We start from the raw sequence: 23,237 nt of genomic DNA on the forward strand, positions 1-23,237 counted from the left end.
GGTACGGCTCAGTTGTCGGGTGACCGCAGAACCCGCAGATGGCCGCGCCGGGCGACCTCCATCGGATCCGCGCCACGTCCGCCGCCCGCCTCGGCCGCCCGCTCCTGGGGACGGGCCGCCTCGCGCACCGCGTTGGCGAGCGCTTCCAGGTCGTCGCCGCTGGGACGGGCCGGGGCGGAGCCGTCGATGAGCCGGACGACCTCCCAGCCGCGCGGGGCGGTGAGGCGCTCGGAGTGCTCGGCGCACAGGTCGTAGCAGTGGGGTTCGGCGTAGGTGGCGAGCGGGCCGAGGACCGCGGTCGAGTCGGCGTAGACGTACGTCAGCGTCGCGACGGCGGGTCGGCCGCAGGCGGTTCGCGAACAGCGACGTACAGGGCTCACGATGTTGGACGGTACCGCACTCTTGAGCGGGCCGCGACGACTCTCCCCCGGGTCACTCCACCGTGTCGGGTTGTGAAGCGCCCCACACACCTCCCCGGACACGCCTCGCTGACCTGCGCGGACGGCGCCGCCCTGGCTCCCGGACGGTATCGCATCCGGTCATGAGTCGGCACAAACACCGTCAATTGCCTTGAGGTCACCGGTCTTGTGGAGATACGGAAACGAGCCCAACCTTGGCTGGAATGGTCATCCTCCGACATGTCACCCCAGGTGGTGTCGAGACGGGAGGCGGCGCGCCGGGAGCCCGCGAGGACTACGCTTCACCAGTGATGGACAACCGTGTACCGCCCCGTGCCGCCGGCCCCGGGCCCCGTCGCCGCGACCGCCACGGTCGGGGCATGCGCGGGCCGATCGCACCCCCTCAGGTGCCGCTGGCCGCGAGCCGCGCCGATGTGTTCGCGGATCTGGTGCAGGACTCCGTGGAACGCCTGGAGCGGCGCTGGCCGCAGCTCGCCGACATCGATTTCCTGGTGCTCGAAGTGCCCCGGCTCCAGGACCGGCACGACGAGAGCTGGAGCGACGAGGCGGTGCCGCTGGGCGGGATCATTCCCGCGCGCGAGGGACGCCGCGCGCGGGTGGTCGTGTACCGGCGGCCGGTCGAGATCCGTACCAAGGGCCGCGACGAGCGGGCGGCGCTGGTGCACGAGGTCGTCGTGGAACAGGTCGCCGAACTGCTCGGGCTCACGCCGGAGACGGTGGACCCCCGCTACGGCGAGGAGTGAGCGGGGGTCCTTCGGCGTGCACCGCCGGCGCGGCCTGCCTCGCGCGGCCTACTTCTGCAGCACCGACACGTCCTGGTCCGCCTCCGGTACGGCCACCGTGCCGCGGTCGTCGGGGAGGGTCTGGATCGTGAAGCCCGGGATGCCGTCCTCGGTGGCCGCCAGCGTGCGGGAGCCGTAGACCGGCCCGCCGGAGATCGGCTCCACGGTCAGCGCGTAGGTGCCCTTCAGTCCCGAGGGGACCGGGGCGTCGACGTCCTGGGTGGTGCCGGACTTGATCGTGAAGGTCTTGGACACCGCCTTGCCGCCCTCGCTGCCCGCCGACGCCGTGACCTTGACCTGGGCGGTGCCGGTGGGCGCGGTCAGGGAGAGCGTGCTGCCCTTGCCGCTGTTGTCGGCGGACGTCGCGCGCGTACCGACCGGCGCGGTCGCCGGGATGTACGCGGTCTCCTGCTTGCCGCTCTTGCCGCGGGTGACGCGCAGCGCCGCCACCACCGGGACCGACTGGTCGGTGGGCGTGAGGACCAGTGAGCCCGCCTCTCCGCGGGTGACGTCACCGAGGTCGGTGGCGGTGGTCATGCCGGCCTTCACGTGCAGCGTCTCGTTGCCGGCCGGGGTGATCAGGCCGTCCGGGGAGGCGAGGCGCACCTTGAGGTCGGCGTCGGCGTCACCGTCGGTGAAGGCGATCAGCCGGACGTCCGTGGCGTCCTTGGGGATGCCCGGCAGCACCAGGCTGCCCGACGGGTCGGCGGAGGCGGCCAGCCAGTCGCCGCCGGTCTTGTCGTCCAGGGCCTGCACACTCGCGCCGACCCGCCCGCTGCGCACGTTCACGTGCACGGTCAGGTCGGTCTGCTTCTCGTCGGAGAGCGTGGACAGCAGGACCGGTTCGCTCGCGTGCGGCGCGACCGTGATGCCCTCCCCCACCGAGGACTTGAGCTGGCCGTCCTTGCCGTACAGCTCGATGTCGACCACGGCGGCGCTGTCGTCGGGGTTGGTGAGGTGGACGTAGTCGGTGCGGCCGGCGGCGGTGCTGGCGCCGGGGAACCAGAAGTCGGTGTCGGCCCCGGTGCAATTGACCCCCTGGAGGCCGCGTCCGGTGCCCGCGGCGACCTCGGTGGTCTCCTGGACGGTCCAGCCCGGGGCGTACCTGCCCTCGGCGGTGCCGACGTAGGCGGGGCCGTCGGAGCCGGAGGTGTCACCGGTGGCCGGGGTGCCGGGTGTCTTGGGGGTGAGGACGGGCTTGGGCGCCTTCTTCTTGCCGCTCGTCCCGTCCGCCGACTGCTCGGTGGCCGCCTGGAGTTCGGCCTTGCCGTCGCTCGTCGTGCCCTTGGTGACGGGCGTGAACGAGGTGTACGAGGTGTCGGCGATGTCGGACAGGCTCGGCGCCGGGCACAGCAGGGTGGTGCGCTCCACGGGCAGCTGGGCGGCCGCCTCGGCGGTGTGCGCGGGTGCGGTGGCCGGCGGGTTGAGCGCGGCGAACCCGGTGACCGCCGCGAGGGCGGCCGTGCCGGCGAGCAGGGACAGGGTGGTGCGGTTCACTGCTGGCTCCCGTCGTGGTGCTCGCCGCCGGTGCCGTGGTGGTGCTGGGCGGCCGGGTCGTAGGCGGGGTCATAGGCGGGGTCGTAACCCTGCTGGTACGTCGGGTCGTACGCCTGCTGCCCCTGCTGCCCGCCGTAGGCGTAGGGGTCGTACTGACCGGTCTGGTACGGGTCGTACGTCTGCTGGTCGTAACCCTGCTGGTACTGGCCGGCGCCGGTGTCCTGGTACTGGTCGGCGTAGCCCGACTGGTAGCCCTCGCCCGCGGGGTAGGAGGCCGGGTCCCACTCGTCGTAGGACGGCTGCTGCGGGACCGAGGCCTGCGCCTGCTCCCCCTCGGAGACCGGGAACTCGTCGGTGGCCGGGAACTCCTCGGCCTCCTCGGCGGTCGCCGCCTCCTCGGACTCCGCCTGGGCACGCAGGCGGCGGGCGCGGCGGCCCTCGCCCTCGACGGGCTGGGCGGGGATCTGCTCCTCCTCGGGCAGGTCGTCGTCGACGTCACGGCGGCGGCCGGGCAGGGCGAGGACGACCAGGACGACGGCGAGCGCGCCCTGGATCCACAGCCAGACGCCGTGGGTGAACGGGGTGTCGTAGGTGACGTCCAGCTTCCCGCCGGAGGACGGGAGTTCGAAGCCCTGGGCCCAGCCGTCGACCGTGGTGCGGGTCAGCGGCTTGCCGTCCAGGGTGGCCGTCCAGCCGGGTGCGGCCGAATCGGCCAGACGCAGGACGCGGCCCTCGGCGCCGGCCGGGATGGCGGTGTGGATGTCGACCGGACCGGCGGCGACGGCGGCCGGGGTGCCCGAGCCGTTCGCGGCGACGACGGCCGCGCGCGAGACCTGCTGGTCGACGCGCCACAGGGCGCCGCCGTTCTGCTGGCTGAGCCGGGACAGGCCGGGTGTGGCGTCCAGCACGCGCGTGATGTCACGCGGTGCGCCCTTGTGGACGAGGACGTAGCGCACCGCGAACCCGCCGAGCTGGTCGGCCTGGTCGGCGCCGGAGCCGGCGACCAGGTTGGCGACGACCTTGTCGAGCTTGGCGTTCTCGCCGTCGGCGGCGGCCACCTCGGCGTCTCCCATGCGGGCGCCTGAGCCGCGTACCAGCATGTAGTCCACGCGCGCGGTGCTGTCGCTGTCGAGGACGAGGGTGCGGACCTGGTCCGTGGTGGCGCTGTCCTCGGCGACGAACGCCGGCACCTGGGTGGCGTCGCGCCGCTCGACCGGGCCGTCGGCGCCCGCGATCATCCAGCCGGCGGCGAGCAGCAGCGGGCCGGCGGCGGAGGCGAAGGCGATCAGGGCGGCCACCGGCTGGCGCCACCCGAAGCTCTGCTCGGCGACACGGGAGCGTGCCCCGTCGGCGCCGAGCGCGGCGGCGGAGACGATCGCGATGCCGTAGACGAGGGTCGCGGGACCCGCCCAGGCGGACTTGTTGGACAGGACCGCGAAGACCAGTCCGACCAGGGCGACGGCCCAGGCGGTGCGGACGGCCGACTGGCGCTCGGAGCGCAGCAGGGCGGCCAGCGCGGCCAGGACGATGCCGATGAGCATCAGCCCGTCGAGCGTGCCGGGGCCGCCCGGGCTGGCGCCGAGCAGGTCCAGGGCGGAGGCGGCCGAGGGGCCGTACTCCAGCCCGGCCTCCTTGAAGAAGCCGAACGGCAGCAGGGTCAGCGACCAGGGGGCGAGGACCAGCAGCGGGGTGCCGAGCTGGGTCAGCAGCCGCAGGCCGCAGGCGATCAGGTCGGAGCGGCGGAGGGCGAGCACGACGACGCCGAGGACCAGGGCGATCGGCCAGACGATCGGCGTGAACGCGGTGGTGATGGTCAGCAGCAGCGCGTACGCCCAGGTGGCACGCCAGCTGCCGCGTCCGCCCGAGGCGCTGGTGAGGCCGGCGGCGGCGATGCCCGCGCGGGCGATCAGCGGCAGCAGGACGGCGAGCACGGCGGTGCCGATGCGGCCGCCCGCGAGCGAACCGGTGGCGGCGGGCAGGAAGGCGTAGGCGATGGCCGCCCAGGCGCGCAGCAGGCGCGAGGTGACCAGCGGCCGGGAGGCGAAGTAGGCGGTGAACCCGGCCAGCGGCACCGAGGCGACCAGCAGCACGGTCACCGCGAGCCCGGTCGAGCCGAACAGCAGGGAGGCCAGTGTGGCGACGATCGCGAGGTACGGCGGGGCGGCCGGCGTGCCGCCCGCGCCGACCGCGTGCCAGGCGTCCAGGTAGCGGGACCACAGCTCGCCGGAGGTGCCCGGCGCGGGCAGCAGCGCGCCGCCCGCGAGCGCGCCGCCGCCGAGCAGTGCGCGGCAGGCGACCAGCGAGAACAGCAGCAGCACCAGGAAGAGCACCGGGCCCGGTTTGCGGGCGATGCGCTTGACGCGGGCGAACTGCTCGATCTCCAGGAAGTCGGCGTCGTCGCCGCCGGGCCCGGACTCGACCCCGCCGCCGTGCCGGCCGGCGGTGGTCACTTCGTCGTCGGCGCCGAAGAAGTTGCCCGCGACCTGCTCGACGGTGGCCCGCACGGTCGCGCCGGGCGGCGGGAACAGCGGGCGCAGTTCGCCCTTGTCGAGCTGGGAGGGGCCGCGCCTGCGCCGTCCGGCGATGATCCGCTCGGGGCGCAGCAGGATGCCCAGCAGGCCGCGGATCTCGTCGAGGGCCTGTCCGGGGACCTTGCCGACGAGGTTGGCGACCGTGCGCAGCAGGGTGCCGAGGACCAGCCGCAGCAGGATCCAGGGCAGCGCCGCGGTACGGGTGTTGACGAGCAGGGTGTAGACGGCGCCGGCCTTGTCGACCTTGTGCGGGGAGGCGGTGGTGCGGCCGGCGCAGTCGACGGCGCGGCGCTCGCGGGAGGCGGCCTCGGCGTGCCGTACGACGGCCTCGGGGGCGATCAGGACGCGGTGGCCCGCGTCGTGCGCGCGCCAGCACAGGTCGACGTCGTCGCGCATCAGGGGGAGCCTGCGGTCGAAGCCGCCGAGCTCCTCGAAGACGTCGCGGCGGATCAGCATGCCGGCGGTGGAGACGGAGAGCACGGGCCGGACGTGGTCGTGCTGTCCCTGGTCCTGCTCGCGACGGTCAAGGCCGGTCCAGCGACGGCCCGAGTGGGCGATGGTGACGCCGACCTCCAGCAGCTGCCGGCGGTCGTACCAGCCGCGCAGCTTCGGGCCGACGACCGCCACGTCGTCGCGGCCCAGCTCCATCTCGTTGTCGACGACCCGGAGCAGCTGGGCGAGGGCCTCGGGTTCCGGGGCGCAGTCGTCGTGCAGCAACCACAGCCACTGGACGGGCTCGCCGTACGGCAGCTCGGGCATGTCGTAGGCGTCGTCGCGCCACTGGCGGGTGACCGGGTCCCAGCCGCTGGGCCGCTTCAGGTACGGCAGGTCGTCGGGGGTGAGGACGGGCGCGGTGCGGCTCGCCTCCTCGACGGCCTGACCGAAGCCGGTGCGGCGGGCGAGGTGCACGACGTTGGCGTCGCCGAGGGACTCGGTGAGCAGCCGGGCGGAGTCGTCCGCGCTGCCGGTGTCGGCCGCCACCGCGTACTGGACGGGGCGCTCCTGGCCGAGCAGCCCGGCGAGTGCATGGGGCAGCCAGCGGGCACCGTCGTGGGAGACGAGGACCGCGGTCACCACGTGACGCGGGAACTCGGGCGGGCGGGTCGGGTCAAAACCCGCTGCGGCAGCCGTTGGGTCGGCGGCCTGGTGGCTGTGGACGGACATCGAGGTACGGGCCCCGGTTCGATGGACTGCGGTGGACTCCTGCGCCCGCTGGTGGCGGCGAGGCGTCTCGGACGAGCGCCCACACTATCGGCTGGGCATGTCGACGGCCCGCCCCCTGTGGACAACCCACGGGCGACGGGCCGTTCGCGCAGCTCAGTTGTGTGCGTCCGGTGGCTGTCCGGTTCAGACGGCGGCCTTCTTGAGACGGCGGCGCTCACGCTCGGACAGTCCGCCCCAGATACCGAACCGCTCGTCGTTGGCGAGGGCGTACTCGAGGCACTCGGAGCGCACCTCGCAGGCGAGGCAAACCTTCTTGGCCTCTCTGGTGGAGCCGCCCTTCTCGGGAAAGAAGGACTCGGGGTCGGTCTGGGCGCACAGCGCGCGCTCCTGCCAGCCGAGTTCCTCGTCCGCGTCGTCGACCAGCAGTTGCTGCACCAGCTCGGTCATGTGCGCCCCTCGTCTGTCTTTCACGTCCCCGTGCCCGGCCGTTACCGATTTCGGCTGAACGACACGAGTGAAATTACAAGTGTGCTGCTCCGGGCGAGTCAAGCCGAGATCTGCTATTGGGCCCGTTATTCACTCTGCGGAACCAAGGCCATGCGGAAAGTGTTCAAATCGCCATAAACCTTGACATGCAGACGAGGCCCATCAGGGCCCCCGACCCCATACAGAGCTTGTACGGAGAAGGACGCCCAGATGTTCGATCGCGTTCCGCGGTGGCACGCGCGCCCAGTTGTGCGCCATGTGTCCCGGGTGCCGGATGAACAAACCTTTCGTCAGAGAGATGAACCGGATGAGGTGAAACATGTCCCACATACCGGGCGTCGAGTTGACACTGCGGGTGTGAACCGATGTCCTAGTGGGCATGCTCGCGAACTTGGCATTCACCTCGACCCGCACCGCCGGGTCCCACGGTGCTGCCCGCGCTCGCTGTAGCTGTTGCTGTTCCAGCTGTTGAGCCGTAGCCGTATCCCACCGCTCCAGCTGCTGACCGGGCCCCCGAGGGCTCGGTCTTCGCATCTCGTTCCCCGCTGACCTTCTTCACTGAGGAACCACCGCACCCCATGAACAGCGACAACGACCTGCAGATCGCCGGCGACATCCTCGAAGTCCCCCACCTGCTGCAGCCCCCGCGCGAGCACCCGGTCACCGTGGCCGAGTTCGCCGGGCTGGCGCGTGCGATCGCCGCCGACCGCGCCCAGTGGGCGCACCTCGTGCGCTACGACGCCACCACCCGCTGGTACCACCGGCTGCGCACCGGCCCCGGCTACGAGGTGTGGCTGCTGTCCTGGGTGCCCGGGCAGGGCAGCGGATCGCACGACCACGGCCGTTCCTCGGGAGTACTGACCGTCCTGGAGGGCACGCTCACCGAGCACACCGCGCGCGGCACGCGCGCGCTGACCGCCGGCGCACAACGGGTCTTCGCGCCGGGGTACGTGCACGAGGTGGTGAACCACGCGCTGGAGCCGGCGGTGAGCCTGCACGTCTACTACCCGGGCCTCACCGAGATGCCGATGCACGCCGCGCAGAGCTGCGAGGCCCGACCCGTGACCGCGTGACGCGTTGTCGGACCCGCCTGCGAGACTTGGCGCATGCGCATTGTGGTTCTGGCAGGCGGTATCGGCGGTGCCCGGTTCCTGCGCGGTCTGAAGCAGGCCGTGCCGGACGCCGACGTGACCGTCATCGGCAACACCGGGGACGACATCCACCTCTTCGGCCTGAAGGTCTGCCCGGACCTCGACACGGTGATGTACACCCTCGGCGGCGGCATCAACGAGGAGCAGGGCTGGGGGCGGGCCGACGAGACCTTCCATCTCAAGGAGGAACTCGCCGCCTACGGGGCGGGACCTGACTGGTTCGGTCTGGGCGACCGGGACTTCGCGACGCACATCGTGCGCACCCAGATGCTGGGCGCGGGCTACCCGCTGAGCGCGGTGACCGAGGCGCTGTGCGACCGCTGGAAGCCGGGCGTGCGGCTCATCCCGATGACCGACGACCGGGTGGAGACCCACGTGGCCGTCGAGGTCGACGGCGAGCGCAAGGCGGTGCACTTCCAGGAGTACTGGGTACGGCTGCGGGCGTCGGTGCCCGCCGAGGCGGTGGTGCCGGTCGGCGCCGAGCAGTCCAAGCCGGCCCCGGGCGTCCTGGAGGCCATCGCCGAGGCGGACGTGATCCTCTTCCCGCCGTCCAACCCGGTGGTCTCGGTCGGCACGATCCTCGCGGTGCCCGGCGTCCGGGAGGCGATCGCCGGTGCCGGGGTGCCGGTGGTGGGCCTCTCCCCCATCGTCGGGGACGCGCCGGTGCGCGGGATGGCCGACAAGGTGCTCGCCGCGGTGGGCGTGGAGTCGACGGCGGCGGCGGTCGCCGAGCACTACGGCTCGGGGCTGCTGGACGGCTGGCTCGTCGACACCGTGGACGCGGGCAGCGTGGCGCGCGTCGAGGAGGCCGGCATCCGCTGCCGGGCGGTACCTCTGATGATGACCGACCTGGAGGCGGCCGCGCAGATGGCGCGGGAGGCGCTGGCGCTCGCCGAGGAGGTGCGCGGGGCATGACCGAGGAGACCGACGACAAGACCGGCACGATCGACACGACCGGGGACGCGGTGCCGGAGTACCGGGTGTGGGCCCTGGCCGGGTTCCCGGAGGTCCAGCGGGGCGACGACCTGGCCAAGCTGATCGCGGCGGCCGGACCGGGGCTGGCCGACGGGGACGTGGTGATCGTCACGTCGAAGATCGTCTCCAAGGCGGAGGGGCGGCTCGTCGAGGCGACCGACCGGGAGGCCGCGATCGACGCCGAGACCGTGCGGGTGGTGGCCCGGCGCGGGCCCCTGCGGATCGTGGAGAACCGGCAGGGTCTGGTCATGGCCGCGGCGGGGGTGGACGCCTCCAACACTCCGTCCGGGACCGTGCTGTTGCTGCCCGAGGACGCCGACGCCTCCGCGCGCGCGATCCGCGCGGGGCTGCGCGACGCCCTCGGCGTCAACGTCGGGGTCGTCGTCACGGACACCTTCGGGCGCCCCTGGCGCGAGGGGCTCACCGACGTGACCATCGGCGCCGCCGGGGTCCAGGTGCTGGACGATCTGCGCGGGGGCGTGGACGCGTACGGCAATCCGCTGGTCGCGACCGTCGTCGCCACGGCCGACGAACTCGCCGCCGCCGGTGATCTGGTCAAGGGCAAGGCGACGGGGCTGCCGGTGGCCGTGGTGCGCGGGCTCGGGCACGTCGTGGCCGCGGCGGGCGACGAGGGCGAGAGCGCGCGGGCACTGGTCCGGGACGCGGCCAGTGACATGTTCCGGCTCGGCACGTCCGAGGCGGTCCGGGAGGCGGTGACGCTCCGGCGGACGGTGCGGGCGTTCACCGACGACCCCGTCGACCCCGGGGCGGTACGGCGGGCGGTCGCCGCGGCCGTGACGGCGCCGGCGCCGCACCACACGACGCCCTGGCGGTTCGTGCTGCTGGAGTCGGAGGAGTCACGCCTGCGCCTGCTGGACGCGATGCGGGACGCGTGGATCGCCGACCTCACGAAGGACGGCAAGTCGCCGGAGTCCATCGGCAAGCGGGTGCGACGCGGTGACGTGCTGCGGAACGCGCCGTATCTGGTGGTGCCCTGTCTGGTGATGGACGGGTCGCACACCTACGGGGACCCGCGGCGGGACGCGGCCGAGCGGGAGATGTTCGTGGTCGCGACGGGGGCGGGTGTGCAGAACTTCCTGGTCGCGCTGGCCGGGGAGCAGCTGGGGTCGGCGTGGGTCTCCTCGACGATGTTCTGCCGGGACGTGGTGCGGGAGGTGCTGGCGCTGCCGGCGGGGTGGGATCCGATGGGGGCGGTGGCCGTGGGGAAGGCGGCGCAGGAGCCGCGGGCCAGGGCCGAGCGGGATCCGGAGGACTTCATCGAGGTGCGGTGACTCACGCCCGCGGTCCGGGGAGAACCGGGCCACGGGCGGGTGCGGGCCGCCTGTGGCCGGTCGCGCCCACGCGGCGGCGGCCGCATGTCGGACACGGCCCGCGCCCCTGAAAGGGCGCCTGGCGCCTAGGATCTCTTGAGTGGCTGGACGTTTCGCTCCGCGGCCCACCCGGGTGACTGTGCGGGGTGGGCAGGTCGTCGTGCCTGCGGCGGGTGTTCCCCGGCAGGCGACCGCGCCCGGCCGGGTGCGGCTGTGGAGGCCGGCCGGAGATCTCGATCTCGGGCTCGTGCTGGGGCCGTTGCGGCGTGGGCCCGGGGATCCGACGTTCCGGGCCACCTCCGACGGGTCCGTGTGGCGGGCCAGTCTCACGCCTGCCGGGCCCGGCACGCTGCGAGTCGCCGTGTACGGCGGTGAGGTGCGCGCGGAAGCGTGGGGAGCCGGTGCCGAGTGGCTGCTGGAGCAGTTGCCGGAACTGCTCGGCTCCGCCGACGATCCGTCCCTGTTCGTGCCCCGGCACCGCGTTCTCGCCGGCGCCCGGCATCGGCGGCCGGGGCTGCGGCTGACCCGGACCGGGCTGGTCCTGGAGTCGCTGATCCCCTCGGTGCTGGAGCAGAAGGTCACCACCGACGAGGCGTACCGGGCCTGGCGGTTGCTGGTACGGCGGTTCGGGGAGCGGGCGCCCGGACCCGCGGGCGTGGGCGAGCGGCCGATGTGGGTGATGCCGGCACCGCGGACCTGGGCGCTGATTCCCTCCTGGGAGTGGCACAAGGCCGGCGTCGACGACAAGCGGGCGTCGACGATCCTGCGCGCGGTGCGGGTCGCCGCACGGCTGGAGCAGGCGGTGGGGATGACCGCGGAGGCCGCGCAGGCGCGGCTGGAGGTGGTGCCGGGGGTGGGGCCCTGGACGTCCGCGGAGACCGTGCAGCGCAGCCACGGGGCGGCGGACGCGGTGACGGTCGGGGACCTGCATCTGCCGGGAATCGTGGGATTCGCGCTGGCCGGGGACCGGCATGCCGACGACGAGGCCATGCTGCGGCTGCTGGAGCCCTACGCGGGGCAGCGGCACCGGGCGGCCCGGCTGATCCTGCTGAGCGGGCACGTACCCAAGCGGCGGGCACCGCGGATGCCGCGGGGGGACATCGGCCGGCTGTGACGTACGGGCGGGTGACGCACCCTCCAGGGGCGGGGCCCCGGCCGGTGCGCGGCCCCGCCGCGGTCGTACCTGCTCAGCAGCCCCCTACTGGTCCGAGGAGAACCGCACCGCCCCCGCCGGGATCATCGCGTCGCACCACACCCGCGCGCCCTCCCGCAGCTCGTTGTCCGCGCCGACGGTCGCTCCGTCGCCGATCACCGTGCCCGTCAGGACCGCGCGTTCGCCGACCCGGGCGCGGTGGCCGATCAGGGAGTCGGTGATCACCGCGCCGGGTTCGATCACGGCGCCCGACAGGATCGTGGAGCCGAAGACCCGTGCGCCCTCGGCCACGAACGCGCCCTCTCCCACCACCGTGCCACCCGTCAGCTTCGCGTCCGCCGCGACCCGGGCCGTGGGCAGGATCAGGCGGTCGCCGCAGCGGCCGGGGACGGCCGGGGACGGAGCCCGGCCCAGGACCAGGTCCGCCGAGCCGCGGACGAAGGCCGCCGGGGTGCCGAGGTCGAGCCAGTACGTGGAGTCCACCATGCCCTGGAGATGGGCCCCGGCCGCCAGCAGGTCGGGGAAGGTCTCCCGTTCCACCGACACCGGGCGGCCCTGCGGGATCGTGTCGATGACCGAGCGGCGGAAGACGTACGCCCCCGCGTTGATCTGGTCGGTGACGATCTCCTCGGGGGTCTGCGGCTTCTCCAGGAACGCGAGGACCCGGCCCGTCTCGTCGGTGGGGACGAGACCGTACGCCCGCGGGTCCGTGACCTTGGTGAGGTGCAGGGACACGTCGGCGTCGGTGCTCTCGTGCATCCCGACGAGCGCCCTGATGTCCAGGCCGGTCAGGATGTCGCCGTTGAAGATCAGGACCGGCTCTTCGGGGCCCGAGCGGAGACGGGCCGCCACGTTGCGGATGGCGCCGCCGGTGCCGAGCGGTTCCTCCTCGGTGACGTACTCGATGTGCAGGCCGAGTGCCGCGCCGTCGCCGAAGTACGGCTCGAAGACCTCCGCCAGATAGCTCGTCGCGAGGACGATGTGGTCCACGCCCGCCGCTCTGGCTCTGGCCAGCTGGTGCGTCAGGAACGGTACGCCCGCGGCCGGGACCATGGGCTTGGGCGTGTGGACCGTGAGCGGGCGCAGCCGGGTGCCTTTGCCGCCGACCAGGAGGATCGCTTCTGTCACCTGTCGTCTCTGCTTCCTGCCGGGACCGGCCGAACTCTCTTCTGTCGGCCGGCCAGTGTATGCAGACCGTGCGACGGCGCCCTCGACGGCCGCGCGGTGCCACGCGGCATCGGTGTGCGGTTTCCCCCGACTGCCCCCGACGGCGGTGAACGCGGTCCCCCGTCCTCAGCGTCCCTGGAGGCGCGCGGAGCCGGTCCGGGCCGAGCCGAGCCGAGTTCGGCGTATAGCTTCGCGCCGGGACACTCGGTGGCGTACCCGTCCCTGTGGCCGGAGATCACGTTCAGTCGTACGTTCTTCCCCTTTGGGTAGAGATTGCCACCGCCGGACTTCAGATATGTCTTCCCCGTCGGATTGGCCCCGAAGAGCCCGAGCTCCCACGATGTCCCGCCGGCCCATGCTCACCACGTGGCAGCGGTAGACACCGCGGATGACGGACGGGGCCTGGGAGCACTTGTACCCGTTGCCGGTGCCGGTGCGGGGAACGCCGGCCGGCGGGCCCTGCGGAGAGGCCTCCTCGCCGGGGCCGACGAGTTCCAGACGCAGGCCGGCCGGGAGCAGGTCGTGCCGCCGGTGGGGGTGCTGCCGCGCGGGCCGGGATGGTCAACGAGTTCGGCACGCACCCGTACGTCGACGCCGTCCGGGTCACCCGCCCACAGGGGGGTGGTGCAGCCGTGCACACGACCCGAGTCGGTTCTTGCCGTGCCCGGGTCGGCGCCGTGGCCGGCGTTGTGCGTGTCGACGTCCTGCCGGCCCGTCCGGTCGCCGGTGGCGGCCGACCGCCTGCGGACCTGGACCAGGCCGTGCAGTTCGGTTCCGGGGTTGTCCCAGCCGACGCCGACGAGGGAGAAGTGCTCCAGGTCGTCGCGGCGCAGGCCCTGTTCGGGGGCCTGGCCGAGGACGCGTTCCCGGGTGCGGGAGGTGAGGGGCAGTGACCGGTGCCGCCGGTGGGGGCGGCACTCCCGGTGGGGCGGCCGCGGACGGCATGGTCAGCGCGGCGGCGGGGAGGGCGAGGGCCGCCGCGCAGGTGACGCCGATCGAGGAAGCCCGGAATCCACGCACGCCTCTGATCTCGGACATAATCGATATTCATGCCCATTTCGTGACTGACGGTCCGTCGAATGCGACCGCGTCGAACCGGTGGCCCCGCCGGGCGGTGGTCGCGTCGGCCTCGGCGTACGCTTTCCCGGGTGAACGCCACCGATCGCACCCCTGCCGACCTGCTGCGTTCCGCGCTCGCCGCGGACCCCGGCCGCCCCCTGGTGACCTTCTACGACGATGCCACGGGCGAACGCGTCGAATTGTCCGTGGCCACCTTCGCCAACTGGGTGGCCAAGACCGCGAACCTGCTCCAGGGTGACCTCGCGGCCGGGCCCGGTGACCGGGTGGCCCTGCTGCTGCCCGCGCACTGGCAGACCGCGGTGTGGCTGCTCGCCTGTTCGTCGGTGGGCGTGATCGCGGACGTGGGCGGGGACCCCGCGGCGGCCGACGTGGTGGTGAGCGGGCCGGATTCGCTGGCGGCGGCCCGGGCCTGCCGCGGGGAGCGGGTCGCTCTCGCGCTGCGGCCGCTGGGCGGGCGTTTCCCGGCGGTCCCGGACTGCTTCGCCGACTACGCGGTGGAGGTGCCGAGCCAGGGGGACCGGTTCGCTCCGTTCGCGCCCGTCGATCCGGAGGAGCCGGCGCTGATCGTGGCCGGTGCGGAGATGAGCGGGGCCGAGGTGGTGGAGCGCGCGCTCGCGGACGCGCCGGGGCTGGACCTGACCGGTCCCGGGTCACGACTGCTGTCGGGGCTGGACTTCGACACGTGGGAAGGCCTTAGTGCGGGTCTGTACGCGCCGCTGGCGGTCGGGGGGTCGGTGGTGCTGTGCCGGCACCTGGCGGAACTGAGCGAGAAGGACACCGCCAAGCGAATCGAGAGCGAACGGGTCACGGCGACGGTCCGCTAATCCCACCCACCGACCACAAACCGTCGAGCCCGTCCACGGACGGGCCCGCTCCCCGGCCGCGGACCGGTGGGGCCGTTCGCCGGACGGATCAACGGGGGCCGTCCTCCGGCCTCGGGCGCTGAGCGCCTTCATCAGCCACGGACCAGCGGGGTCGCGCGACGGGCGACGGCAGGTGACGTCCTCGCCGGACGAGCCGGCAGGGCCACCCGCCGGACGCGGGTCCGTGCGGCGTGCGTGCGCTGCAGGTCAGTGGGGGTGGGGTCGCTCACCCTTGTGGAGTAGTTACCGCCGCCCTGCGCCCTCACCCCCGGGCACTCTGGAGGAGTGACCGACGTCGGAGGGGCAACCGCGACCGGGGACGGCATTGCCCGGCGTCTGCGGCGGCGTTGGCTGCGGGGTGCGGCGGTGGTCGGCGCGCTGCTCGGCACCGGCACGCTCGCCTGCGGCTGGGTGCTGTACGACCGGCTCAGCCACAACATCACCCCCGACGAGGCGGCCGCCGCAGAGCTCGCCCGCTACGAGCGGGAGCGCCCGACCGCGCTGGTGCGCGGCGCGCAGAACATCCTCCTCATCGGGTCGGACACCCGTGCCGGGAACGGGAACCGCCGTTACGGCAAGGACCTGGGCACCGAGCGGTCCGACACGACGATCCTGCTGCACCTCGCCGCGGACCGGCGCAGCGCCACCGCCGTGTCCCTGCCCCGGGACCTGATGGTGCACGTACCGAGCTGTCTGCGGAGCGACGGCCGCCGCAGCGAGCCCTCGTTCACGCTGTTCAACTCGGCGTTCGAGGTCGGAGGTTCGGCCTGCACCATCCGCACCGTCGAGAAGCTCACCGACATCCGGATCGACCATCACGTCGTCGTCGACTTCAGCGGTTTCAAGAACATGGTCGACTCGATCGACGGGGTGCAGGTCTGCCTGAAGGAACCGATCGACGACAAGGCGGCCAAACTGCGGCTGCCCGCCGGGCGGGTAACTCTGAACGGGGAGCAGGCTCTGGGCTACGTACGGGCGCGCAAGTCCCTCGGAAACGGCAGTGACACCGAGCGGATGGAACGGCAGCAACTGTTCCTGGGGGCACTCGTCAGCAAAGTCCGGGGCAGTGACGTACTGCTGAACCCGGCGAAGCTCTATCCGCTGCTGGACGCGGCGACCTCCGCGCTCACCACCGACCCGGAGCTGGCCAGTCTGCGCGGTTTGTACCAACTCGTCCGCGGACTGCGTGACATCCCCACCGAACAGGTGCAGTTCCTCACCGTCCCGCGCGAGCCGTATGTGTACGACTCCAATCGTGACCAGCTCGTGGAGGGCAGGGCGGACGCCCTTTTCGCACTGCTGCGGGCCGACAAACCGGTGCCGGTCACCAAGAAGAACACTTCCTCCTCGGAAGACTCCGAGGCATCCGGGTTTCACGGGAACACCGCCGCCGAGGACAGTTGCGGGTAATGCACCCGCCAAGGCGGCGAACTTCGGCGCCGTTCGTTGTCAGTTAAATGAGGCGGATTGCCCGGTTGTAGGGAGGATGAATTTGTCACTGGCGTCCCTTGACGCTGAACTGGACGGATAGTGTGAGCCCTCCGGTGCACCCGGCCGCGAGGTCCGTCCTGGGGCCGTGCACTGTTAACCGTGACCGAGCGCCTTGATGGGGGGGAAGGCGCCGCGTGGCCCCGACGGAGGATTCGGACAACCGTGGACGCGCAAGGCCGTGGGCGGGCGGACAACATCGATCCCGCAGACCAGTGGGTACTCAATCCGGACACCGGCGAATACGAACTGCGACTGACACCTTCCGCACCGCAGTCGTCGGTCCCCGGACCGCGCCGGCCGACATCGTCGCGCACCGGCACCGACGCACCGCGGGAGACCGCGGGCCGGGAGACTCCGGGACAGGTGCCGGGGCAGCGCAGGCGGCGTGCCGAGCCCGAGCCGCCGCCCGGGCGGCGCTCACGGCGGCCGGTGAAGAAGAAGTCGAAGGCCAAGAAGGTGCTGCTGTGGACCGGCGGCTCGATGGCCTTCGTCCTGGTCGCCGTCTCGGCCGCCGGCTACCTCTACGTGAAGCACCTCAACGACAACATCACGTCCGTCTCCGACGACGGCGCGAGCACCGGCGGCTTCAGCAAGGACAAGGCGATCAACCTGCTGGTGATCGGCACCGACAAGCGCACCGGCAAGGGCAACGAGGGCTACGGCGACACGGGCAGCGTCGGCCACGCCGACACCAACATCCTGCTGCACATCTCCAAGGACCGCTCCAACGCGACCGCGCTGAGCATCCCGCGCGACCTGATCGTGGACGTCCCGGACTGCCCGACCGAGCAGGCCGACGGCACCCAGAAGGTCATCCCGGGCACCACCGACGTCCGCTTCAACACCAGCCTCGGCCAGGACGGCCGTACGGCCAGCTGCACGGTGCGCACGGTGACCGAGCTGACCGGGATCACGCCGGACAACTTCATGGTGGCCGACTTCAACGCGGTCAAGACGCTGACCGACGCGGTCGGCGGGGTCGAGGTCTGTCTGGCCAAGGACATCGACGACTCGGACTCGCACCTGAAGCTGTCCAAGGGCACCCACAACATCTCCGGCGAGACCGCGCTGGCCTTCGTGCGCACCCGGCACTCGGTGGGCTTCGGCGGTGACCTGAGCCGGATCCAGCTGCAACAGCAGTTCCTCAGCGCCCTGATGCGCAAGCTCAGCTCCAACTCGACGCTCAGCAGCCCCACGAAACTGGTGAAGCTGGCCGAGGTCGGCACCAAGGCGCTGACCGTCGACTCCCAGCTGGACAGCATCGGCAAGCTGAAGGACCTGGGTCTGGAGCTCGGCAAGCTCAACCCGAAGAACCTGACCTTCACCACCGTCCCGGTGATCGACAACCCGGCCGAGAAGGTCAAGGCGACCGTCGTGCTCAACGACACCAAGGCGCCGCCGGTCTTCGCGGCCATCAAGGACGACGTCTCCTTCACCGCGGTCAAGAAGAAGCAGGCGCAGGCCAGCAAGGACGCCGCGGCCGCCCGCCTCAAGGGCCCCAAGTCCGCGGCCTCCGAGGTGCGGGTGCGGATCCTCAACGGCGGCGCCCCGGCCGGCAGCGCCCAGGAGACCCTCAGCTGGCTGCAGAACGACAAGGGCGTCCTCAAGTCGGAGAACTCCGGCAACGCGCCCGCCGAACTCGCCAGGACCACACTGGAGTACGGTCCCGACCAGGCTTCACAGGCCCGCGAACTGGCCTCCCTGATGGGGCTGTCCGGCTCGGCGCTGAAGCCCGGCAAGAGCGTGACCAACTCCCAGGGGGTGCCCGCGATGACCCTGACGCTGGGCAAGGACTTCCAGGGGGCGGGGGTGTCCCTCACCACTCCGACAAAGGCGCCGGACGTGGACAGCAAGACCACCGCGGACAAGGTGACCTGCGCCAAGTAGGAGCAAGCGGGGCGCGGTGGCGGTGAGTTGCTCTCCGATGACACCAAGTCACAGCAAATTGGCAGGTAACCCTATGGGTCCGTCACGCGTCTAACCGGGCGCGGGGCGGACCCGTGCGGTCCGTGGCACGTCCGATGGGGGGCGTCGGCGGCGGGCCGGTGCGCGTGAGCGCGCAGGGCGGGGAGGGCAGGGAGTTGACGCAGAGCGACGTGCGCGGGGAAGTGCCTGCGGTCGAGGACACGATGTCCCTCGCACCGAAGGCGTCCGAGGCGGCGGGCGGCCGTGGGGGCGGCACCGGCGGGTCACGAGGCAAGAACGGAGGCCGGCGCAGACGCGGACGGCACGTGCTGCGCTGGTCGGCGACCGGCCTCTCGGTGGTGATCCTCGGTACGGCCGGCGCCGGATACCTCTACTACCAGCACCTGAACGGCAACATCCACAAGGGCCAGCGCAACAGCGGCGACTCCAAGGCACGCAGGACCGCGCCGAACGCGGCCGGGCAGACTCCGATGAACATCCTCCTGATCGGCTCCGACAGCCGTAACTCCGCGGAGAACGTGAAGCTCGGCGGCAGCAAGGACAACGTGGGCAACCCGCCGCTCGGCGACGTCCAGATGCTCATCCACCTGTCCGCGGACCGCAAGAGCGCGTCGATGGTGAGCATCCCCCGGGACACCCGCGTGGACATACCCAAGTGCACGGACCCGAAGACCGGCAAGGTGTTCCCGGCGGCCAACAGCATCATCAACGAGTCACTGGCCCGCGGCGGCGCCGGCTGCACGCTGGCCACCTGGGAGAACCTCACCGGGGTCTACATCGACCACTGGATGACGATCGACTTCGCCGGTGTGGTGAAGATGGCCGACGCCATCGGCGGGGTCGAGGTCTGCGTCAACCAGAGCGTGTGGGACCACCCGACACCGCAGGTGCCCGGCGGCTCCGGGCTGAAGCTGACCGCCGGCAGCCACAAGGTGCAGGGCAAGCAGGCCCTGCAGTGGCTGCGCACCCGGCATGCCTGGGGCAGCGACCTGATGCGGGCCCGCGCCCAGCACATGTACCTGAACTCGATGATCCGGACGCTCAAGGGGCAGAACGTCTTCACCGACACCCCGCGCCTGATGGACCTGGCCGAGGCGGCCACCAACTCGCTGACGGTGTCCGAGGAGATCGGCACGGTCAAGAAGCTCTACGACCTGGCCATGCAGCTGAAGTCGGTGCCGACCAACCGCATCACCAGCGTGACCATGCCGAACGTGCCGGACCCGCAGAACGACGACCACGTCGTACCGGACACCGTCAACGCCGACAAGATGTGGCAGATGCTCCGCGACGACGTGGCGTTCGACAAGAACGGCGACGCGAAGGAGAGCGGGAAGAAGAGCGGCGGGAGCGCCCCGGCCACCAAGTCGCCTTCCGTACCCGCCGATCAGCTCGGGGTGCTGGTGCGGAACGCCACCGGGACCTCCACCGAGGCCGCGGTCTCCGGACGGGCCCGGACGATCGCCACGCAACTCGGCGCCAAGGGCTACACCAGGGCCGCCGCGGACACCTCGGGGACCGCCGAGTCCGTGGAGAAGACGGTCGTGGAGTACCCGAGCGCGGACCTGCTGGGCGATGCGCAGGCGGTCGCCAAGTCACTGGGGATCCCGGTCGGCCAGGTGAAGCAGACCACCGATGTGTCGGGCGTCACGCTCGTCGTCGGTGCCGACTGGCGTGAGGGGACTGCGTATCCCAAGCAGTCCGCGCCGAAGGCCGGTGACCTGCCGGACAACTCCGACGCCATCAACGGCTCCGACACCAAGCAGTGCATGGACGTGTACGCGCCCTATCGGTGGCAGTAGCCCCCTCCCCCGCCCCCCGCACAGGTAGGCACAGGCAACTCCTAAGCGACTGCACGACACTGCCGCCGTGCCCGGGTGTCCGAGACGGACCCGGGTGCGGCGGCGGTGACAAGCGGAGGGCGGGCAGGTGGTGCGCGGGGCAGAAGCCCCTGAACACAGGTGCTGCTGCGCGTCTCGGCGCACCGCACCGACATGTCGGTGGTGTCCATGCCCCGCGACACCCTCGTCGACATCCCCCGGCGCGCGGACGCCGACACCGGCAAGGTGTACGACGGCCTCGGCACGGTCACCGAGTTCTACGACCTGAGCAGGGAGCTGAAGAGGTCCCCATCCGGCGCATCACCATGACGACCAAGCCGTGGCGGCTGGTCCGCGAGGACATCGCGCTGGACGGCAAGGACAAGAAGGAGACGGCGGCCACGACGAAAGATCACCGACGAGGCGGCCGCCGACTCCTCGGCGCCGCTCAGCGAGGACCGGACGCCGGTGCGCTGTCCGAGCGCCCGCCTGGCGGGCGACGCCCAGCGGGTCGCCGAGGCACTGGGTGTGCCGGCCGGCCAGGTGAAGAAGGCCACGGACGTCGACGGGGTCAAAGGCCTGCATGCACGTCGGCCCGGACTACACCTGGTAGTCCGGGCCGCGCCGGAGCGGGCGGGTGCTCAGCCGGAGGAGGAAGAGGTGAGCACCGCGGGACGGCGGGACGCGATGACCCGCTTCGCCAGGGACCGGGGGCTGGTCAGGAAGCCGTACCCCCACGCCATGTGCATGGTGGCGAGGGCGAGCGGGATCTGGAGCCGTGCCTTGAGCGGCAGGCCCTTGCCGGCCGGGACGGATCCGGCGGCTATCGCGGCGAGATAGCCGCCCGGGATCACGAACCCGAACGGGGTGACCAGGGCGCCGACCACGATCCCCGCGGCTATCGCGCACACCGCCGTCGGCGGGGCGAGGTAGCGCAGGTTGATGGAGCCCTCGTGGTAGCGGGCGACGACGTGCCGCCAACGGCCGTAGTCCTTGTACTGCTTGGCGAGGGCCTTCACCGACGGCCGCGGCCGGTACGACACCTTCAGCTCCGGCGAGAACCAGATCAGCCCGCCGGCCTCGCGGATCCGGAAGTTCAGCTCCCAGTCCTGGGCGCGGATGAACTCCTCGTTGTAGCCGCCCTGTTGCTCCAGGGCCTCGCGGCGGAAGACACCGAGGTAGACGGTCTCGGCGGAACCGGCCTCGCCACCCGTGTGGAAGGCGGCGTTGCCCACCCCGATCTTCGAGGTCATGGCCGCCGCGACCGCGTGCTCCCAGGCGTTCTCGCCCTCGGCGTGCATGATGCCGCCGACGTTCTGCGCGCCGGTCTCCTCCAGCAGCCGCACGGCGGTCGCGATGTAGTTCGGGGAGAGCATGCCGTGGCCGTCCACGCGCACCACGATCGGATGCCGGGAGGCCTTGATCGCGGCGTTCAGCGCGGCCGGGGTGCGGCCGGTCGGGTTCGGGACGGTGTGCACGCGGGCGTCTTCGGCGACGAGCTGCGCCGCGATCTCGTCCGTGCGGTCCGTGGACGGACCGAGGGCGATGACCACCTCCAGCTCACCGGCGTACTCCTGCGCGAGGATCGCTTGGACGGCCCCGCGCAGATGCCGCTCCTCGTTGAGGACGGGCATGATCACAGAAACTGCGGGGTGCCGCACGTCGGGCTTGGCGTTCATAGGGGGCTCACGTTACCGCGAACGGGCGACACCGGTGCGCGGCGCCGGTGCCAAGCCGCGGGCTGAAGGTCGTATCGGCCTACCGTGCTCACGGATCCCACGTACGGCCCCGTCCGGAGGTGTCCTTTGGCCGCCAGCCCGCCCCGGTCCCCCGCCCGGCCCGCCCGGCCGCAGCGGCGACCGCAACCCACCCGCCAGGCCCCGCGGCCGCCGGTACGACCCGCGAGGCCCCGGCGGCCGCGCTGGGCCATGCGGGCCGTGACCACACTCTCGGTGGTGGTGCTGGCGTCGGCCGGGATCGGGCACTCGGTGATGGCCAGTCTCGACGCGGACATCGCCCGGGTGGACCCCTTCAAGGACATGAAGAACCGGCCCCGCCAGGGCCACGGCATGAACGTCCTGCTGGTCGGCACCGACGGCCGCGACAAGATCACGGAGAAGGAGCGCCGGAAGTACCGGCTGGGCGGGGCACCCTGCCACTGCACGGACACGATGATGATCGTGCACATCTCGGCGGACCGGGAGCGGGCGACGGTCGTCAGCCTGCCGCGCGACTCGTACGCCGAGGTCCCGCCGCACACCGACGTGACGACGGGCCGGACGCACGGCGCCCACCCCATCAAGCTGAACGCGGCCTACGCGGAGGGCGGCCCGCAACTGACCGTCCGCACGGTCGAGGACATGACCCATCTGAAGATCGACCACTATCTGGAGGTCGACTTCATCACCTTCATGCGGACCGTCGACGTTCTCGGCGGGGTCCAGATCTGCACGCCGCAGCCGCTGAAGGACTCCTACACCGGGCTCGACCTCTCCTCCGGCACGCACATGCTGCACGGCGGGCAGGCCCTGCAGTACGTCCGCTCCCGGCACGTCGACGCGGCCAGCGACCTCGGCCGGATGAAGCGGCAGCAGCGGTTCCTGGCCTCGCTGATCGAACAGGCGTCGTCGTCGGGCGTGCTGCTGAACCCGATCAAGTTCCGGGACGTGACGCGGGCGGTGCTGGGCTCCGTACGGGCCGACACGGGCTTCGGTACGGACGAGCTGCTGGACCTCGGCCGGGCGATGCGCAACTTCTCCCCGTCCTCGTCCGAGTTCACGACCGTCCCCGTCGGGCAGCTGGGGTACGCCGTGAAGGGCATCGGCTCGACGCTCAAGTGGGACCAGGCCGGGTCGGACCGGCTGTTCCAGTCCCTGCGCGAGGACAAGCCGCTGGCCCCGCCGGCACCCAAGCGGCCCGCCGGGCCGACGCCGGTGACCGTGGAGGTGGCGCCGCAACAGATCCGGGTGCAGGTGGAGAACGGCACCGGGACGGTGGGGCTCGGGCGTCGGATGGACGCGGCGCTGACGACGGCGGGGTTCGCGGCGAACCACCAGCCGGTGACCGCCGTCCGGCACGACGTGCGGCGGACGGTGATCTCCTACGACCCCCGCTGGGACCGCTCGGCCCGGTCGCTCGCGGCGGCCCTGCCGGGGAGTGAGCTGCGGGCGGTGCGCGGCATGGGACCGGTGCTGCGGGTGACGGCCGGGGCGGACTTCAAGGGGCCGGAGAGTGTGCGGAAGGTACGGGTGGAGGCGCCGGTTCCGCAGGGCGAGGCGGCGGTGGTGCGGGGGGACGAGACGGTGTGCTGAGCGCGGGGTTTCGCCTGCGGGCCGGTGGGGGCCGTTCGCGCAGTTCCCCGCGCCCCTGAGAAGCAGGGCGCTGCACGAGCGCCCCAGAAA

17 protein-coding genes and 1 pseudogene are annotated in these 23,237 nt (G+C 72.2%); 11 read left to right on the plus strand and 7 right to left on the minus strand.

The genetic code is table 11. The features are described 5' to 3' along the window. Nucleotides 1–8 precede the first annotated feature (8 nt). Nucleotides 9–380 (minus strand): DUF3499 domain-containing protein, encoded by a 372-nt coding sequence (locus ACFXI4_RS42595; RefSeq protein WP_362724919.1) that lies wholly within the window; start codon nt 378–380, stop codon nt 9–11. Nucleotides 381–709: 329 nt separating this feature from the next. Between ACFXI4_RS42595 and ACFXI4_RS42600 the strand changes: the two genes are divergently transcribed. After that, nucleotides 710–1,162, plus strand: coding sequence for a metallopeptidase family protein (locus ACFXI4_RS42600; RefSeq protein ID WP_351329022.1), 453 nt, complete (start codon nt 710–712; stop codon nt 1,160–1,162). A gap of 48 nt (nt 1,163–1,210) precedes the next feature. Here the strand turns inward: ACFXI4_RS42600 and ACFXI4_RS42605 are convergent, their stop codons facing one another. The 3 genes from ACFXI4_RS42605 to ACFXI4_RS42615 form a co-directional block, all read right to left on the minus strand. Next, nucleotides 1,211–2,698 (minus strand): DUF5719 family protein, encoded by a 1,488-nt coding sequence (locus ACFXI4_RS42605; protein WP_385002520.1) that lies wholly within the window; start codon nt 2,696–2,698, stop codon nt 1,211–1,213. After that, nucleotides 2,695–6,393, minus strand: a complete 3,699-nt coding sequence (locus ACFXI4_RS42610) for a glycosyltransferase family 2 protein (protein WP_385002523.1) — start codon at nt 6,391–6,393, stop codon at nt 2,695–2,697. The genes ACFXI4_RS42605 and ACFXI4_RS42610 overlap by 4 nt, the downstream gene beginning before the upstream one ends. Nucleotides 6,394–6,576: 183 nt before the next feature. After that, on the minus strand, nt 6,577–6,840 hold the full coding sequence (locus tag ACFXI4_RS42615; RefSeq protein WP_003975777.1) for a WhiB family transcriptional regulator: 264 nt from the start codon (nt 6,838–6,840) through the stop codon (nt 6,577–6,579). Nucleotides 6,841–7,457: 617 nt separating this feature from the next. Here ACFXI4_RS42615 and ACFXI4_RS42620 point away from each other — a divergent pair. The 4 genes from ACFXI4_RS42620 to ACFXI4_RS42635 all read left to right on the plus strand — a co-directional run bounded on the left by ACFXI4_RS42620 (nt 7,458) and on the right by ACFXI4_RS42635 (nt 11,450). Continuing rightward, nucleotides 7,458–7,952, plus strand: coding sequence for a cysteine dioxygenase (locus tag ACFXI4_RS42620; protein WP_385002526.1), 495 nt, complete (start codon nt 7,458–7,460; stop codon nt 7,950–7,952). A 33-nt stretch (nt 7,953–7,985) separates the two neighbouring features. Continuing rightward, a complete protein-coding gene (gene cofD / locus ACFXI4_RS42625) occupies nt 7,986–8,945 on the plus strand; it encodes a 2-phospho-L-lactate transferase (RefSeq protein ID WP_385002529.1) in 960 nt (319 codons plus the stop codon). After that, a complete protein-coding gene (locus tag ACFXI4_RS42630) occupies nt 8,942–10,297 on the plus strand; it encodes a coenzyme F420-0:L-glutamate ligase (RefSeq protein WP_385002532.1) in 1,356 nt (451 codons plus the stop codon). The genes cofD and ACFXI4_RS42630 overlap by 4 nt, the downstream gene beginning before the upstream one ends. A gap of 139 nt (nt 10,298–10,436) precedes the next feature. Beyond that, nucleotides 10,437–11,450 (plus strand): DNA-3-methyladenine glycosylase family protein, encoded by a 1,014-nt coding sequence (locus ACFXI4_RS42635; RefSeq protein WP_385002535.1) that lies wholly within the window; start codon nt 10,437–10,439, stop codon nt 11,448–11,450. Nucleotides 11,451–11,534: 84 nt separating this feature from the next. Here ACFXI4_RS42635 and ACFXI4_RS42640 read toward each other — a convergent pair whose 3' ends face one another. Further along, entirely contained in the window at nt 11,535–12,617 is a 1,083-nt protein-coding gene (locus tag ACFXI4_RS42640; protein WP_385002538.1) for a sugar phosphate nucleotidyltransferase, read from the minus strand. Between the two features lie 188 nt (nt 12,618–12,805). After that, nucleotides 12,806–13,483, minus strand: a pseudogene (locus ACFXI4_RS42645) (N-acetylmuramoyl-L-alanine amidase); the annotation flags it as partial. 321 nt (nt 13,484–13,804) lie between these two features. Here ACFXI4_RS42645 and ACFXI4_RS42650 point away from each other — a divergent pair. The 5 genes from ACFXI4_RS42650 (at nt 13,805) to ACFXI4_RS42670 (ending at nt 20,166) form a co-directional block, all read left to right on the plus strand. Continuing rightward, complete coding sequence (locus tag ACFXI4_RS42650; RefSeq protein WP_385002542.1) at nt 13,805–14,560, plus strand: TIGR03089 family protein; 756 nt, start codon at nt 13,805–13,807, stop codon at nt 14,558–14,560. Between the two features lie 324 nt (nt 14,561–14,884). After that, nucleotides 14,885–16,009 carry an LCP family protein gene (locus tag ACFXI4_RS42655; RefSeq protein WP_385002545.1) on the plus strand — a complete coding sequence of 375 codons (1,125 nt, stop codon included), beginning with the start codon at nt 14,885–14,887 and terminating at the stop codon, nt 16,007–16,009. Nucleotides 16,010–16,252: 243 nt separating this feature from the next. Then, on the plus strand, nt 16,253–17,977 hold the full coding sequence (locus ACFXI4_RS42660) for an LCP family protein (protein WP_385002548.1): 1,725 nt from the start codon (nt 16,253–16,255) through the stop codon (nt 17,975–17,977). A 242-nt stretch (nt 17,978–18,219) separates the two neighbouring features. Continuing rightward, entirely contained in the window at nt 18,220–19,818 is a 1,599-nt protein-coding gene (locus ACFXI4_RS42665) for an LCP family protein (protein ID WP_385002560.1), read from the plus strand. Nucleotides 19,819–19,977: 159 nt separating this feature from the next. Then, the gene (locus tag ACFXI4_RS42670; protein WP_385002551.1) at nt 19,978–20,166 is read left to right on the plus strand and encodes a hypothetical protein; all 189 of its coding nucleotides are present in this window, start codon (nt 19,978–19,980) and stop codon (nt 20,164–20,166) included. Nucleotides 20,167–20,477: 311 nt separating this feature from the next. Here ACFXI4_RS42670 and ACFXI4_RS42675 read toward each other — a convergent pair whose 3' ends face one another. Next, nucleotides 20,478–21,515: a glycosyltransferase family 2 protein gene (locus ACFXI4_RS42675; RefSeq protein ID WP_385002554.1), complete on the minus strand. Its 1,038-nt coding sequence runs from the start codon at nt 21,513–21,515 to the stop codon at nt 20,478–20,480. A gap of 249 nt (nt 21,516–21,764) precedes the next feature. On the opposite strand from ACFXI4_RS42675, the gene ACFXI4_RS42680 reads away from it, so the two are divergent. Further along, nucleotides 21,765–23,147 carry an LCP family protein gene (locus ACFXI4_RS42680; RefSeq protein ID WP_385002557.1) on the plus strand — a complete coding sequence of 461 codons (1,383 nt, stop codon included), beginning with the start codon at nt 21,765–21,767 and terminating at the stop codon, nt 23,145–23,147. Nucleotides 23,148–23,237 lie beyond the last annotated feature (90 nt).

The organism is Streptomyces sp. NPDC059224 (assembly GCF_042754285.1).
GTDB lineage: Bacteria > Actinomycetota > Actinomycetes > Streptomycetales > Streptomycetaceae > Streptomyces.